The sequence below is a fragment of the Micromonospora sonneratiae genome (assembly GCF_042679305.1).
Classification (GTDB): domain Bacteria; phylum Actinomycetota; class Actinomycetes; order Mycobacteriales; family Micromonosporaceae; genus Micromonospora_H; species Micromonospora_H sonneratiae.
The window spans coordinates 1-14,891 of the sequence record NZ_JBHTMP010000011.1 but is presented as its reverse complement, the minus strand read 5'-3'; the positions used below and the strand labels follow the sequence as shown (position 1 = coordinate 14,891).

The window sequence follows — 14,891 nt, the reverse complement described above, 5'->3', positions numbered from 1 at the left end:
CGTGCACCTGCCATGGGTGACCCAACACCGGGCCGCGGTGCTGGCCTCACCCGGCCTGCGTCAGCTGCGCGACCTGGTGATCGCACCGCAGCGGCACCTGCCGGGCTTCCTCGCGCCGGCGCCGCACTCACCTGTCGCCGAGCCCGAGGCGGAGTTCGCGGCGGTGCGGGAGACGCCGGCGGCGGTTGTGCGCGAGGAACTGGAGACGGTGTACGGCGACCGGCTGCCTGCCTCGCTGTCGGACCTGCGCCGCGCGCCGCGCCGTACCCTGCCGGTGATCGTGGGCCAGATGCGGACCTACTGGGGCCTCACGCTGGCGCCATACTGGGGGCGGATCCGCGGGATCCTGGAGAGCGACGTGATGTTTCGGGCGCGGCGGCTGGCGGACGACGGCCCGCACCGGATGTTCCCCGAACTCAATCCCGCGATCTCGTGGTCGAACGACATCCTGTCGGTGGACCGACCCGATCTGGACCGGGACTACGAACTCGGCGGTCGCGGTCTGGTGCTCGTGCCGTCGCTGTTCGCGTGGCCGAACGTCTTCGTCAAGGCGTCCGAGCCCTGGGCTCCGGTGCTGCGATATCCCACTCGCGGCATAGGCTCGATGTGGCACAGCGACCCGCCCGCGGCCGATCTCGCCCCGGTGATCGGCCAGGCTCGCGCAACCCTGCTGGTCGAGCTGACGACCCCGTCGACGACAACGGCGCTGGCCCGCCGCACCGGGCTGACCCCAAGCGGAGTCTCGGCCCACCTCTCGCGGCTCGTGACCGCTGGCCTGGTCACTCGGCAGCGAGCCGGGCGCCTGGTCTTCTACGTACGTACCCCACGAGGCAACGCGCTCCTTGGCAACTGATCCGGCCGATACACCAGCAACGCGGCCCAGGCGATCTCACCCAACCCGACGTCCCAAAGTCGGTCAGGCGCCCACGACGCAGCCACCCAGGACACTCACCGCCAAGGTCGAACACCCACTCATCAACACGTCCGGATGTCTTCATCCCGTGCCGGCGGGCCATGCTCCGTGGCGCTCGGTCCGCGGCATGAGCGAGCACCTGATCAAGCGCACGTTCACACGGTCCCTCGGTGCGAGCCTGGCGTGCTTGAGAAGTTGTTTGGGATCGGCTACTCGGGTCAGGTCTCAGGCGACCCTCGCGATCTCGGCACCCTACCGCCGTACGCGAATCCGGTCGACTGACCGCCGGCCACCGGCGCCCGTCCGTGACCGTGCGGACAGCCGGAAATGCGTTTCTCCGATTGCAGGCACTCCATAGGATCTCCGGTGACCAAGGAGGATGACACGGTGGGTGATTTCCAGCAGTTCGTGACGGACGTGACTGTACGTCTGTCCACGATGTCCAAGGGCGAGTTGTACGTCGTCGGCGACGGTCTCGACCGGGACTCACTCTGGCTCACCTTTCTCGAATCCTTCCCCGCCGGCACCAATCTCCGGTTCCGTGAGCGGTCCGAGTACGACTGCTCGACCTGCCGCGGGTTTATCAAGAACTTCGGTAACGTCGTCGAGATCCACAACGGACAGGTTCGCTCCGTCTGGTCCGGGGTGTCTGCATCCGACCCGGTCTTCTCCGTCGTCGCCGCCGCAATGGACGAATTCGTCAGCACGCTGCCGTTGTCCACCATCTTCCGGTCCACCGAGGCGCAGTACGGGACGAGGACGACCCGGACGCTGCGCGACGGCCAGGTCGAGGTGTGGCACCACCTGCACGGCCGGGTGGAGAAGCGGCATCGCATCAAAGACGTCGGCGCGGCACGGGGCACCTTCGACGCCGCGGTGCAGGTGTTCCAGCGTGGCCTGGCCGAGCTGACCCAGCACGCTCTGGACACCGTCGTCGACCTCATCGACGACAACGCCCTCTACCGCGGCACGGAGCATCGTCGGGCGGTGACCGAGTTCCGGTCACTGCAGAACCGGTGGACGAAGGCGACCGACGGACAGGCCTTCATTTTCGCCAACGCCATGAATCCGGCGGCCCGGTTCCGCAACACGGTGATCGGCACCCTCGTCCAGGATCTCTCCGCGGGCGTCGACCTGGAGCAGGCGGTCCGGTCGTTCGAGACGAAGGTGGCACCGCAGAATTACCAGCGCCCCACGGCGTTGATCACCCCGGCCATGGTCAAGGCTGCCATGAAGACCATCGACGAGTTGGGCATCGAGGAGTCGTTGCAGCGACGGTTCGCCCGGCTGTCCGACGTGTCGGTCACCAACGTGCTATGGGTCGACAACGACACACAGTCGCGAATGAAGGACGGCATCGAAGGGCTGCTCATGCAGGCGGCCACCATGAGGTCGGCAGGTGCGCGCCTTCGTGACGCGAAGCCGGAGGAGATTCCCGTGGTCACCTTCATGAAAGACATCCTGCCTGGCGCCGCGACCATCGACCTGTGGGTCGCCAACAGCCACGAGCCAAACTTCGTAAGTCTCACCACCGGCCGGCACCCGGCCGCCCCGCGGCTGTTCACCTGGGACAACGATTTCGGCTGGTCCTACAACGGCAACGTCACCGACTCGATCAAGGAGAAGGTCAAGCGGGCCGGCGGCAACGTCACCGGCAAGCTGCGGGTGAGCCTGTCCTGGTTCAACCACGACGACCTCGACCTGCACGTGTTCGAACCCAACGGCGACCACATCTGGTACAAGGACAAACGCAACAAGCTGGACGTGGACATGAACGCGGGCGGGACGTTCTCGCGCGAGCCGGTGGAGAACGTTACCTGGACCGACAACGTCCCCGACGGGGAGTACCGGATCGAGGTGAACCAGTTCAACAAGCGGGAAAGCACCGAGGTCGGCTTCGTGATCGAGACCGAGAGCAACGGGAAGATCGAGCATTACCGCCACGAGCGGGCGGTCGGCCACAAGGAGACCGTCGAGGTGGGCCGGATGACGGTCGCCGACGAGGTGATCACCGCTTTCCGGCCGGGTAAGGACATGCAGCCGGGCAGCGCAGGCAAGGACCTGTGGGGAATCACCACCGAACAGTTCGTGCCGGTGTCCACCATCATGTACTCGCCGAACTACTTCGACGACGGCGAGGTCGGCAACCGCCACTACCTCTTCATCCTGAAAGGGTGCGTGAACGACCAGCCGACCCGGGGAATCTACAACGAGTTCCTCCGCGGCGACCTGCAACCGCACCGCAAGGTGTTCGAGGTTCTCGGCGATCGCACCAAGTGCGAGCCGTCCCCGGATCAGCTGTCCGGCCTCGGCTTCAGCTCCACGGTCCGCAGCTCTGTGGTCGCCAAGGTGACCATGACCGACGGCCGGCGCCACCTCATCAGTATCCAGTTCTGATTTCCTACCCAGAAAATCTGAGAGAGGCCATCGTGACCATTTTTGAAAAGGCCACGCGGGAGAAATTCCGCTACCCGTCGGCCAAGGGACTGCTGACCACGGAACAGCTGTGGGAGCTTCCGCTGACCGCCAAGTCCGGCTTCAGCCTCGATGACGTGGCCAAGGCGGTCAACGCCGAACTCAAGGCCATCGACACCGAGTCGTTCGTGGCCACCGAGACCAATCCGGCCAAGGCAATCTTGGAGACCAAGTTGGAGGTCGTCAAGCACGTCATCGCCATCCGCCTCGCGGAGGACCAGGCGGCGAAGGCAGCGGCAGCCAAGAAACTGGAGAAGGAAAAGCTGCTGGCAGTCCTGGGCCGCAAGCAGGACGCGGTCCTGGAAAGCCTGACCGAGGCAGAGCTGCTGGCCCGAATCAACAACCTGTAGCCCGCTGACAATCCAGCGTCTGCCGGCAGCCCGCACGTCGCCGAGAAGTACGGTCGCATGCAAGACTTGTGCGACCAGGCCGGCACCCACGGCCACTTCTCGGCGAACTCACATCGGTACGACAGCGAGCGCGACGCCGCTCATCGGCAACAGCGGATGCCCAGCATCTGGCGTCGGCGTTGCCGGCAACGCAGATCGTGGCCGTATCCGGCGCCGCCGGTGTTCTATGGGATCAACTCAGCCACGGAAAGCGCCTCGTCCAGCCGACCAGCGGCCAGGTCGTCGTGACGGATCACGAAACTCCCGTCGCTCCGGTAATAGAACTCGTTGTCTACGGGAAAGCGGGCGAGCGACACCCACTCCATCGTCAGCCGGTGCGTCTCCTTTTCCACATGGGAATACCATTTCGCGACCGGGATGACGATCTCGCCGGTCTTCTCGCGCCACGCGAGGGTCTGCTCCGCAATACTCTTGATTACCTCCTCGTCGGCATACCCGCCGATATAGGCGCTGGCGTACCCGTTGTCAGGCGGCCAGAGATCGTTGGCCAGAGCACAGAGTTCGTCAAGGTGCGGCAGGTCACGCTCGAGGTCACGGGCCAACTGCTGCTGGAAGGGCGACAGGTCGTCCTCGTCCTCCTCGTCCTCGTTGTTTTCGTCCGCCCCGAACCAGTCAGGGAACTCCGGGCGCAGCGTGGCGCCGACGTCGTACTGCATGTCGACGAACGCGTGGTCGGTGGATCCTGTCGCCACCTCGGTATCGGTGCCGGCCGGCACATACACGACTCGCCCGTACCTCCGCTCCCCGGTGGCAGCGGCCTGCTCGTGGTTTAGGAAGAACAGCAGCGAGCCGTCTGCCGGCAGGCCGAAGCCGTCGACTCTTGGCAGCGCCGCACAGTCGACCGAGAAGATGAACGGCAACGGACTGACCCCGTCGGACGGCCAGTCCATGCCCACCGGCAGCCGGGGCAGCCCACCGAACTGCCCGACCGGAACACCGCTGGATCCTCCGCTCAACCGGATCGACAAACGGAGGTGCTTGGTGAACCTGCTGATCTCGTCGTCCGGGATGCCCAAGGCGAGCGCTGCACGACGAAGCTGCCCCTGATGATCCATGGCGCAACATGGTGCCACGGGGGCGAGCCCGGCGACCGGGTGCCCCACGGCCCGCAGCCGGCGACCTACCGCTCCACCCTGCGTAGCCCCACCCCAGCTGCGCCGCCTTGCTCACATAACGCTGCTGCAACGGCACCTGCTCAGCGAACCGCAGGTCCGGCTGACCCGGCGCTGCCCGGTCAGCCCGACCGCTGCTGACCCCGGTCAGTACCTCCCGCACGTGCTCGGCCCGCTGCGCCACCTGTTCGCGCTGTTTTGCAGTCAGCCCGACCAGCACCACACCCACCACGACGTTCTTGCCGGGTGGCTCCACCACGCAGCGGGCCGTAGTGACCAGGTGGGTCAACCCGACGGTCTGCATACCGTCGGTGCGTACCGTGCGCAGAGTCACCCGGGTGCCCTCCACGGCGAAGACCTCCACGACCTCGCCGTCGAACAGCAGCCGGGCGCCCGGACCGGCAGCCCGATGATCAACAGATCCACGGATACGCGACCCAGGGTCGTTTCGGCGAACGCATCATCCGCTCGCCGGTACCGAACCTCGACATGCTCGCCCGACCAGGCGACATCGCCTTCTGGCGCGCCCTACATGGTGCTTACTTGACATCCAGGAGTTCGACGCCATGGCCCATAGGTTCTCGTGATCTTGGCGGACCTGCCAAAGCGCCCGCCAAGATCGTGAGAATCCGTCATCGGCGATGAGAACCTACACCCGGCCAGATGCGGATGTCGGTTTGGCTGTCGTCGGTGATTCCTGTCGGATCAGGAGCAGTCGAATCGGTGGTCGTAGGGACGCCCTGGACATGATGTGCAGACGAAGATGTAGCTGCCTCCGGCGTCGCCGAGCATCAATCCTGACGGGTTCTGAAGCGATCGCCATGGATGGTCATCCGGGCTGTCGAAGCCCCAGCCGAGCATTGCGGGCCGGTCCTCCAGCGGGACCCAACGTTGCTCGTCGCCCCGGCTGAACTCCCAGGTGGCGATGGTGAGCAGATGCTCCATCCGAACCCCGCAAATGCAAACCGGCCAATCAGGCGACTGCGTCCAGCCGGGGTAGCCACCGACCTTGCTCCCGGAGGCGACTGCCAGGTCGGTGTCGTACTCCCAGCCGTGGTCAGCCTCGACCCGGCGTGCCGCTTCCCGGATCTGCGACCACACCTCGTCCGGCAGGTCGTACGACGGGTACTCGGTCACCCGCTCGGGATCGATGAGGCACGCGTCGGGTACGTACCATGCCTCGGCGTCCACGTGCGGTGCCGGCGTCGTCGTCAGCCGGGGGTCGATCGCCGATCGCCGCCGCCAGCGCAAGCGTGGAAGCGGAGAGTTCCAGGGAGCATGGTCGAACGGGCACCACAACACCTGCAACACGTCCGAGTCCTCTGGGAATGGCAGGTCGGACACGTCGTCGGCGAACAGTTGCAGGACCGGCACGAGCGGCACCGCAGTCTCAGCTGGATGATCGTCCAGGCCGCTACCGTCGCAGGTCGGCCAGGGCTCGTTCGCTGGCCACAGCAGTGGTCCGCCGACGGAGCTCTGCTCGACCGATGGCGAGCCCTGTCGTGGATGCAGCCGGGTGGTGGTCCGTGCATACGCACGCAACTGTGGGAAGACCGCGTCCATGTCGATCGGGGCCTGCGGAGTGGTATGCACGGCCGAGATCGTACGGGCGGGCAGCCTCCCGACTCCCAGAACGCCTCCCGGCAAGGCCGGCACGGGTGACATTCCAGGCGTCATCATCAGGGGGATGGGCACGGCCGGAGAGCGCGGGCCAGCCCATCGCCCGGTCGTTTCGGGGTGCGGGCCGCGGGTAACCCAGCAACATGGCTAAGGGTGACAAATTCCGCAAGGGTGACCACGTCTCGTGGGCCAGCCATTCCGGTCGGGCATACGGGATCGTCAAGGAGGAAATCACCGAACGCGTGAAGGTCCGGGGGCACCCGGTCAACGCGTCACTGGAGCACCCGCAGTACCGGATCCGCAACGACGACTCTGGTAGAGACGTCGCACACCGGCCGGAGGCGCTACGCCGTGAGCGAAGTGCAGACGGCCGGGACACCTGAGGACAGCGAGGAGCAACCCTCGGTCCAGCCTGTGCCAGTACGTACACGAGGGCCAGCGAGGCGGCCTGGCCGACAGAGCCCGAACCCATGAGACGACCCCGGGCTACGGGCTGACCGCGCCGGACATGTTGCTGACGCGGCCCAGGGCGTCGAAGTCGATGCGCAGGGTGGATCCGTCGCCATGGTGCGCGGTCACCGACATGGGCGCCGGTTCCAGGCGCCACGACTGCTGGTGCAGGAACGACTCCACGGCGACGCGGTGGTCCACCGGGAAACCCTGAATGACCTGACCCAGGACGCTTAGCGCGCGCTCCGGCCGGATCGGCGCGGTGATCTGCGGCGGGGCGTCGTCGAGGTGAAAGAAGACCGCACCGCCGGGGTACGGGCCGCGGTAGTAACAGCGGCCGGTCAGGCCAGAGGCCAGCAGGGCGAGGCGGTGACCGTCTGCGCGCCGAAGCGGGAACGTGGGCTCGGTGAACTCGGCAACTCCCTGGCGGTGACCGTACTCGCGAAGCCAGCCGGACAGATGCAGCAGCGCCGGCGGGAGGTTGCTTGCCTCGTTGGCCCATGCCCACAGCCAACTGCCGTCGTCGTGGCTCTCCGTGCCAAGGAGTTGGATGTGATACCGCAGGTCGTCCCCGAACGTCACGGTGCCGCTGGCCAGGTCGAGTTGCCAGCCACGCTTGCCGATCAGGTCGCCTAGCGCCATTTGGCGGGCTAGCCCGGTGGCGACATGCTCGGCGAAGAGTCGGTTGAACAGGGACATCGCCACAGTGTGCCAGACCGCGGAAGCGCCTCGATGTCGAGCACGTGTCGGCGGATCGCGGCGGCGACGCGGGTGCGTGGTCCGCCGGTGTTGTCGGTGATCAGTTCGTGTTGCAGCGCGGGACGGAGCGCGAGCCTCGAAGTAAGGAGAATTCGGGCGACCGGTTCCGCCAGACCGTGCTCAGTGCGGGAACGCTAACGGGAGAAGTACACCTTGATGCTGGCGGGGGCGTAGCCGGCGGTCCTCTCAATCACCGCTCCAGCCTCGCCGTCCATCGGTACCGTGACCGACCCTTTGCCGGGCACCGAGATCAGGTCACCGACCGGCACCACCTGCTGGGCCTGCTGGGTGCGATCAGGCAACGGTACGTCCCAGACGATGTATACGAGGCGGACCGTCACCGGTGCAGGGTTGTCGTTGTACAGCACAACGGACTTGAAGAGATCGTTCCTCGTCACGGACCGGCCCGCTGCGTCGAGTGGCTCGGTACGGACATCGACCTCTGCCCGAGGGAACTCGATGACCTCCATCTGTCGGGCGACGACGCGGACATCCGCCACGCGCTCCAGGTTCGCACCATTGAAGATCAGTACGTCGGTGGCCCCGTTGGGCAGCACGACCACCTTGCCCCTGTCGCTGCCGAAGACGGTGGTGACCGACACGTCCTGCAGCACCTTGCCGTGCGTGTCCAGCGCCTGCAGGGCCAGCGTCGGCACCACCGACTGCTGGGTGTGATTGGAAATGGACAGGAGCTGGTTCATGTATCCCTCGCCGTAACTGGGGTAGTAGTCGTACGACAAGGTCCGGTCTTCTACCGTCTCGCCTTGCAGGATGCCGCAGGCGGACAGTGCTGCCAGCGCGACGAGCCCGGCGGCGACGCGGAAGACACGGCGCCGCCCAGCAGGGGCGAGGTTCGTGACGCGGCGGGTCTGATCTACCTGCGGCAGCGGCTGAGACGGCATCGGCGCAGCGTACGGTATTCCTCTGCGCCACAACCACCGAATTCAATGATCTTGCCGTAGCGGGTGTGGAACACCTGCAATCGTCGGCAGACCAGACCAGCGTCGGCAGACCAGGCCGGGCAGAACGGGTCCGGCGGATTGGCCGAGGATGGGGTCAGCTGGCAATTCTCGCGGATGGATCAATCGGCAGGAACATGGCGGGCGCTCAGCTCGTCGAGACGCTCGGCGAGCTCGGACAGGTCGCTGTACTCGTAGACCGTGCGCAGCGGCACGGCGAAACCGAGCACGTCGGACAGCTCCGCGCTGACTTGCACCGCGCTCAGTGAACTCCCGCCGAGCAGGAAGAAGTCGTCGTGCCGGGACGTGACGTGCGCCTGCAACGCCGACGTCCACACCGTACGGATCAACTCCTCCATCGGCCCTGCCGGTGGCTCGCCGTCACCGTCGGGCGCGTCACCGTCGGACACGTTCACGTCGGACACGTTCACGTCGGGTGCGTCCACGGAGGGAGTGGGGAGGTCGGGTGTGGCCCGTCGCAGTCCGGCGAGGGGGAGCCGCCCGACCGTCTGCCCCGGCTCGGTGACGGCGGCCCGCAGCAACTCGACGTACGCGTCCAGCAGCGTGTCGATGGTCGACCGGTCGAACAGGGCGAACGGGTAGGCAATGTCGACACGTCCCCGATGATCGGCCACCGCCAGCGAGACCGACAGATCGTACGGGGAGTCTTTCACGTGCGCCGGCAGCGCCGAGATGTCGAGCCCTGGCAGCCGTAGCCCGTCGCTGCCCAGCCCTTCGAAGGAGGAAATCCCGATCCGGAAGACCGGTTCCGTCGCCGGCCGTGGGAACTCCCGGACGATCAGCTCGTACGGGAGCTCATGGTGCTGGCCCTCCAGCAGCGCCGACCGGGTCGCCTGCAGCACGTCGGCGAAGGACCGTTCCGGTCGCACCCGGACCCGGATGGGCAGCACCCCGACGAAGCAGCCGACCAGGTCGTAGGTGTCCGGATCGGACCGGTTGGCGGTGGCCGTGCCCAGCACCTGGTCATCCTGCCCGGACCAGCGTGCCGCGAGCGTGGCGAACGCGGCAAGCAGCACCATGAACGAACTCGTCCGCGACGCCTTCGCCAGGCTCGCGACAGCCGCCATGACCGTTTCGTCGAGGTCGGCACTGACCCGTTCACCCTGCGGAGCGGGCCCGGGCGGCGGCGGTCGGTCGGTCGGCAGCGACACCGCGGCCGGGATGTCGCGCAGTTGCGCACGCCAGTACGCCAGGGCCTCCTCACTGTCGGCGTCCAGTCGCCGGCGGCAGTTCTGCGCCCAGTCGGCGTACGTGGTGGGCAACTCGGGCAGCCGCGCGGATCGGCCGTGGACGCGGGCGGCGTAGAACTCGGCGAGGTCCCGGTAGAACAGGTTCATGGACCAGCCGTCGGCGGCGATGTGGTGCAGCGTGACCACCAGTGTGTGCCGCTCGGGAGCCTCGGCGAACAGTTCGGCGCGCAGCAGCGGACCGGTGCGCAGGTCGAAGCCGGCGCGGTGGATCTCGTCGGCCCGGTCGTGCACCCAGCGGGCGCCGTCGACCGAAGTGCCGACCGGCACCGGCTCGACGGGGACCGCCACGGCGAACGGCGTGCCGACCACCTGGACGAGCGTGCCCTCCCGTACCGCGAACGTGGTGCGCAGCGGCTCGTGGCGTGCCACCAGATCCGTCAGCGCGGCCGCCAGGGCGTCGGTGTCCAGCGGTCCCTGGAGGCGGAACGCCTGCTGGATGGCGAACGACGTGTTGTCCCGGCCGCGCAGGTTCTGAGCGACCCACATCCCGTGCTGCTCGTACGATGTCGGGCGGTACATGAGCCGCAGGCTAGCCGAGACCGGGTCGCGGCAGCGGTCGGGGAAATTCCCGACTGGGTTGCCGTGAAGGCACCGACCAGAGTGGTCAGTCATGAATCTTCTCGTCCTGGACTATCCGGGACACCGGGCCGAGGCGAAGGTGGCCGAGTTGTGCCTGGAAGACGCCGGCCATGACGTCGTGTACCTGCTGTCCCGGTCGCTGCCGACCGATCACGCGGCCCAGGCGTACGCCCGGTCGGCCCTGTCGGCTGTCGGACCGCGTGACACGACGCCTGACGCGGTGCTCGCGTACTGCATGGCCGCCCCGCTGGCCCAGGAGGTGGCCGCGGCCACCGGCGCCCCGCTGCTGGTGCTCCTCGACGGGGAGCCGTCCACCCCCGAGGCGGTCGAGCGCGAGCTGCGGCTGGTGCTGCGCCCGACGGCGACCGGTGTCGGACGGCTGCCGGCCTGGTGGGACCGCGAACTGCTGCGGGAACGCACCGCCGACGTGCTGACGCTGGTACGCGACAGTGTGCGGTCCTCGGTGCGGGCGGGTCTCGCGGACGGGGCGGGGCTGGAGGGGGAGGAGTTGGATGAGGTGGCGGAACCGGTCGTGACCGCGTACGTGGACTGGATCACGCACCTCGTCGCCGCCTGCCGGGCGGACTTCCCCGCGTGGGGCGGCGAAGTCGTGCACGTGGCATCACGGGAGCACCAGGTGATCGATCCGTGGCCGGGCGCGGCGGCGACCAGTGTGGTGCGTCTGGACGTGGAGCGCAACGGGCTGCTGGCGGACGACTCGGCACGTGAAGCGGTGCTGCGGATTCTGCGACGGTGGGAGGACGCCCGATGACGACCCTGGTACTGATGTGGGCTGACGCGGTGCGGCGCTACGGTGACCGGCCCGCCGTGCAGCACGACGACGTGACCCTCAGCTATGCCGAACTCGACCGGTACGCCAACACGATCGCATGGCACCTGCACCGGCGCGGGCTGCGTCCGGAGGACCGGGTGGCGGTCTGCCTGCCGCGCGGGGTCGACGTCCTGGCGGCGATCCTGGGCGTGCTCAAGGCGGGCGGGGCGTACGTGGCCGTCGACCCACGGTATCCCGACGCCCGGCGTGACCTCATGGTCGAGGCCAGCGGGGCGGTGACCACCCTGACCGAGGCCGAGCTGCCCGACCGCGCCGCCGCCGAGGACGGGCCGCCTGCGGTCGAGGTCGGTCCGGCCCATGCCGCCTGCGTCCTGTTCACCTCAGGGTCGTCCGGCACGCCCAAGGCCGTGGTTCTCGAACACCGCAACGTGTGCGGGTTCGCCCGCAACAGCTCGCTGCCCCCACTGCGTTCCACCGACCGGATGGGGCAGATCTCCAGCCTGTCCTTCGATGCCTTCCACTATGAGCTGTGGTGCGCGGTGGCGCACGGTGCCGCGATCGTCGTACTGCCCACGATTCCCGAGATGCTCGCCGCGGACCTGCGCAAGGAGCTGCGTCGGCGCCGGATCACGGCGATGCTGGTGCCGACCATGGCGGTCAACCACGTCGTGCGCGAGGACCGCGACGCCTTCTCGTCGCTGCGGGTGCTGTGCACCGGCGGTGACGTCATCCTGCCCGGCACCTGCCGTGAACTGCTCGCCGGTGACTTCTCCGGAGAGTTCCACAACCTGTACGGGCCGACCGAGGCGACCACGGCTTGCACCGCGTACCCCGTGGTGGACGTGCCCGCGCAGGCGGAGTCGGTGCCGATCGGTCATCCGGTGGCCGGGGCCCGGGTGTATGTGCTTGACGAGGCGCTGCGGCCGGTCGCGGCGGATGCGAGCGGGCAGCTCTACGTCGGAGGGCACGGCGTCGGGCGGGGATACCTCGGCAACCCCGGCCTGACCGCCGAACGTTTCCTGCCCGATCCGTTCCAGCCCGGCGGGCGAATGTATGCCACCGGCGACCTGGCCCGCCGGCGCCCCGACGGGGCGCTGGAGTTCCTCGGTCGCGCCGACCGGCAGGTCAAGGTCCGTGGCTACCGGGTCGAGCTCGGCGAGGTGGAACGGGTACTCGGCGGCCATCCGCAGGTGCGCGAGGTCGCCGTGCTCACCGCCGGCGACGGGCAGGACCGCGCGCTGGTCGCGGTCGTCACCCGGCACGGCCCGGTGCACCCCGACGAACTGCGGGCGTACGCCGCCGAGCTGATGCCGCAGCACATGGTGCCCAGTGCTTTCCTCGTCGTCGCCGAGATGCCCGCCAGCGATCACGGCAAACGTGACTGGCAGGCGCTGGAGCGGCTGTGCGAGGCCGAGCGGGCGCGGCGCTCGGCGCATGCGCCACCGAGCACCCCCGGTGAGGTGCTGCTGGCCGGGATCTGGGCCGAGCTGTTGGCGGTGGAGGTCGTCGGTGCCGACGACGACTTCTTCGGGCTCGGCGGAAACTCGATGATGGCCTTCCGCGCCCAGCAGCGTATCCGCCGGCAGACCGGCGTCGTGCTGGACTTCCGCGACATATTCGCCCGCCCGGTGCTGCGTGAGCTGGCCGCGTTTCTCGACCAGCAGGCGCAGCCGGAGGTCGTGGCATGACGGCGGCAACCATGATCGACCTGGCCGACACCGACGTCTTCGTCGCCAACCGCCACCACGAACTGCTACGGCGGCTGCGGCAGGAGTCGCCGGTGCACTGGAACCAGAGCGGCGACGGCGGCTTCTGGGCGCTGACCCGGTACGGCGACGTGGTGGACGCCTATCGGCAGCACGACCTGTTCAGCTCCGCGTATGGCGCGATCATGGGAGGGTCGTTCCAGCGGGAGAAGGACTCGGCGTCGGGGCTGATGCTCGTTGCGTCCGACCAGCCGCAGCACCGCCAGCTGCGGCGCATGCTGCATCCCGCGTTCGACCCGGTGATGGTCCGCCGCATCGCCGAGCGGGTACGCCAGCTCGTCGACCGGGCGCTCGCCGCGATGAAGGCGGCCGGGGGCTGTGACATCGCCACCGACTTCGTCCTCGAACTGCCCGCCGGGGCGCTGATGGTCGCGTTCGGCATCGGACGCGCCGACGCGCTGCACCTGGTGGGCCTGACCCGCCGCATGATCTGTTTCCGCGACGCGTCGGCCGTCGGCACGGCGCCGCAGGAGCAGCGGCTGGTGCTGGCCCAGGTCCAGGCGGAGATCTTCGGCTTCTTTGCCGAACTGTTGGAGGAGCGGCGCACCTCGCCGGGCGACGACGTGATCAGCATGATGCTGCGCGCCGACATCAACGGCAGACCCGTCACCGACGAGCAGATCCTGTACAACTGCATGAACATCGCCGTCGGCGGCAACGAGACGTCATCACACAGCACCTGCGCCGGGATCCTGGCGTTCATCGAGCACCCGCAGCAGTGGGACCGGCTGTGCCAGCAGCCGCAGCTGATGCGCGGCGCGCTGGAGGAGGTGCTGCGGTGGAGTTCGGCCAACGCCTACGTACAGCGGGTCGCGCTGCGTGACGTCGAGGTGCGGGGCGTGACGATTGCCGCCGGGGACGTGGTGACGCTGTGGAACGCGTCGGCCAACCGCGACGAGGACGAGTTCGCGCAGCCCGACCGGTTCGACATCACGCGCAGCCCCAACCGTCACCTGTCCTTCGGCAGCGGCAGCCACCGCTGTATCGGCGCACCGACCGGCGACGCCGAGATGACCGAGGCGTTCTCGGCGCTGCTCGGCAGCGGGCTGCGGCTGCGGCTGGCCGGCGAGGTCATCCGGATGCGGTCGAACTTCATCCTGGGTTTCACCTCGATGCCGGTCGAGGTCGGTGGTTAGGACTGGGGGGCCAGTGTGTCCGGCCGGGCGGTGAGGTCGGTGGTTAGGACCTGCGGGCCAGTGTCCAGCCGGGCAGGGCGGCAAGGTCGCGGCTAGGACGCGCGGGCCAGTGTGTCCAGCCGGGCGGTGAGGCCCGCCACGACCGCAGCCATCGTCGCGTGGCCGACCCGGTCCGGATCGCGCATGATCCGCAACCGGGGCCGGCTGTGGGCGCCGGGGAAGAACTCGATGATCAGTTCGGACAGCGGACGATGGGCCTCGGCGTCATGGCTGAGCCGTACCTGGCTGCCCGGCAGAAGCAGCTGCGGCTCAGGGCTGTCCTGCAGCACCGCCATGACCTGGTAGACCGGGTTGCGGCCGCCACCGACGCGCGGACTCATCCGCGCCACCTCGGCGAACGGCAGATCCGCGTGCTGCAACACCGCCGCGACGGTGGCCGAGGTCGCGGTGCCGGGGCGGCGGCGCACGCTGACCGTGTCGATCAGACAGGCGACGAGGTGCTCGGTGGCCGCGCTGGCGCGCCTGGTCACCGGCAGGCCGATCGCGAAGTCCTGCTGCCCGATGGCCTGCTCGACGCTGTGGCCGACCACGTCGAGCAGCGCGGGCAGGCGCCCGGCGCGGTCGATCCCCGCCAGGTGGCTCGGGGAC

13 protein-coding genes are annotated in these 14,891 nt (G+C 68.3%); 7 read left to right on the top strand and 6 right to left on the bottom strand.

What is annotated here, in order from left to right:
• The first annotated feature begins 1 nt into the window (after position 1).
• The 3 genes from ACFQ4H_RS09445 to ACFQ4H_RS09435 all read left to right on the top strand — a co-directional run bounded on the left by ACFQ4H_RS09445 (position 2) and on the right by ACFQ4H_RS09435 (position 3,738).
• Positions 2–853, top strand: a complete 852-nt coding sequence (locus ACFQ4H_RS09445; RefSeq protein WP_377569305.1) for a DUF5937 family protein — start codon at positions 2–4, stop codon at positions 851–853.
• A gap of 447 nt (positions 854–1,300) precedes the next feature.
• Positions 1,301–3,310, top strand: a complete 2,010-nt coding sequence (locus tag ACFQ4H_RS09440; protein ID WP_377569478.1) for a hypothetical protein — start codon at positions 1,301–1,303, stop codon at positions 3,308–3,310.
• 32 nt (positions 3,311–3,342) lie between these two features.
• Positions 3,343–3,738: a hypothetical protein gene (locus ACFQ4H_RS09435; RefSeq protein WP_377569303.1), complete on the top strand. Its 396-nt coding sequence runs from the start codon at positions 3,343–3,345 to the stop codon at positions 3,736–3,738.
• 224 nt (positions 3,739–3,962) lie between these two features.
• On the opposite strand, the gene ACFQ4H_RS09430 is transcribed toward ACFQ4H_RS09435, so the two are convergent.
• Positions 3,963–4,901: a DUF1963 domain-containing protein gene (locus ACFQ4H_RS09430; protein WP_377569301.1), complete on the bottom strand. Its 939-nt coding sequence runs from the start codon at positions 4,899–4,901 to the stop codon at positions 3,963–3,965.
• A 714-nt stretch (positions 4,902–5,615) separates the two neighbouring features.
• Positions 5,616–6,503: a hypothetical protein gene (locus ACFQ4H_RS09425; protein WP_377569299.1), complete on the bottom strand. Its 888-nt coding sequence runs from the start codon at positions 6,501–6,503 to the stop codon at positions 5,616–5,618.
• Between the two features lie 170 nt (positions 6,504–6,673).
• Between ACFQ4H_RS09425 and ACFQ4H_RS09420 the strand changes: the two genes are divergently transcribed.
• Positions 6,674–6,913 carry a hypervirulence associated TUDOR domain-containing protein gene (locus tag ACFQ4H_RS09420; RefSeq protein ID WP_377569297.1) on the top strand — a complete coding sequence of 80 codons (240 nt, stop codon included), beginning with the start codon at positions 6,674–6,676 and terminating at the stop codon, positions 6,911–6,913.
• A 103-nt stretch (positions 6,914–7,016) separates the two neighbouring features.
• Here ACFQ4H_RS09420 and ACFQ4H_RS09415 read toward each other — a convergent pair whose 3' ends face one another.
• From ACFQ4H_RS09415 to ACFQ4H_RS09405, 3 genes are all read right to left on the bottom strand, one after another.
• Positions 7,017–7,679 (bottom strand): DUF6882 domain-containing protein, encoded by a 663-nt coding sequence (locus ACFQ4H_RS09415; protein ID WP_377569295.1) that lies wholly within the window; start codon positions 7,677–7,679, stop codon positions 7,017–7,019.
• Positions 7,680–7,873: 194 nt separating this feature from the next.
• Positions 7,874–8,641: a hypothetical protein gene (locus tag ACFQ4H_RS09410; RefSeq protein WP_377569294.1), complete on the bottom strand. Its 768-nt coding sequence runs from the start codon at positions 8,639–8,641 to the stop codon at positions 7,874–7,876.
• A gap of 179 nt (positions 8,642–8,820) precedes the next feature.
• On the bottom strand, positions 8,821–10,488 hold the full coding sequence (locus ACFQ4H_RS09405) for a condensation domain-containing protein (RefSeq protein ID WP_377569292.1): 1,668 nt from the start codon (positions 10,486–10,488) through the stop codon (positions 8,821–8,823).
• Between the two features lie 91 nt (positions 10,489–10,579).
• Here ACFQ4H_RS09405 and ACFQ4H_RS09400 point away from each other — a divergent pair, with 91 nt between their 5' ends.
• The 3 genes from ACFQ4H_RS09400 to ACFQ4H_RS09390 are packed head-to-tail and all read left to right on the top strand — an operon-like array spanning position 10,580 to position 14,243.
• Positions 10,580–11,320 (top strand): hypothetical protein, encoded by a 741-nt coding sequence (locus tag ACFQ4H_RS09400; RefSeq protein WP_377569291.1) that lies wholly within the window; start codon positions 10,580–10,582, stop codon positions 11,318–11,320.
• The gene (locus tag ACFQ4H_RS09395) at positions 11,317–13,029 is read left to right on the top strand and encodes a non-ribosomal peptide synthetase (RefSeq protein ID WP_377569289.1); all 1,713 of its coding nucleotides are present in this window, start codon (positions 11,317–11,319) and stop codon (positions 13,027–13,029) included. The genes ACFQ4H_RS09400 and ACFQ4H_RS09395 overlap by 4 nt, the downstream gene beginning before the upstream one ends.
• Positions 13,026–14,243 (top strand): cytochrome P450, encoded by a 1,218-nt coding sequence (locus tag ACFQ4H_RS09390; RefSeq protein ID WP_377569287.1) that lies wholly within the window; start codon positions 13,026–13,028, stop codon positions 14,241–14,243. The genes ACFQ4H_RS09395 and ACFQ4H_RS09390 overlap by 4 nt, the downstream gene beginning before the upstream one ends.
• A gap of 92 nt (positions 14,244–14,335) precedes the next feature.
• Here the strand turns inward: ACFQ4H_RS09390 and ACFQ4H_RS09385 are convergent.
• On the bottom strand, positions 14,336–14,891 hold a 556-nt coding region (locus tag ACFQ4H_RS09385), incomplete at its 5' end, for a hypothetical protein (protein ID WP_377569286.1).

What these genes read in the sequence shown, in the direction of transcription:
- ACFQ4H_RS09420 (WP_377569297.1), top strand. Translation starts at nt 6,674, where the DNA reads ATGGCTAAGGGTGACAAATTCCGCAAGGGTGACCACGTCTCGTGGGCC.
- ACFQ4H_RS09415 (WP_377569295.1), bottom strand. Translation starts at nt 7,679, where the DNA reads ATGTCCCTGTTCAACCGACTCTTCGCCGAGCATGTCGCCACCGGGCTA.
- ACFQ4H_RS09410 (WP_377569294.1), bottom strand. Translation starts at nt 8,641, where the DNA reads ATGCCGTCTCAGCCGCTGCCGCAGGTAGATCAGACCCGCCGCGTCACG.
- ACFQ4H_RS09405 (WP_377569292.1), bottom strand. Translation starts at nt 10,488, where the DNA reads ATGTACCGCCCGACATCGTACGAGCAGCACGGGATGTGGGTCGCTCAG.
- ACFQ4H_RS09400 (WP_377569291.1), top strand. Translation starts at nt 10,580, where the DNA reads ATGAATCTTCTCGTCCTGGACTATCCGGGACACCGGGCCGAGGCGAAG.
- ACFQ4H_RS09395 (WP_377569289.1), top strand. Translation starts at nt 11,317, where the DNA reads ATGACGACCCTGGTACTGATGTGGGCTGACGCGGTGCGGCGCTACGGT.
- ACFQ4H_RS09390 (WP_377569287.1), top strand. Translation starts at nt 13,026, where the DNA reads ATGACGGCGGCAACCATGATCGACCTGGCCGACACCGACGTCTTCGTC.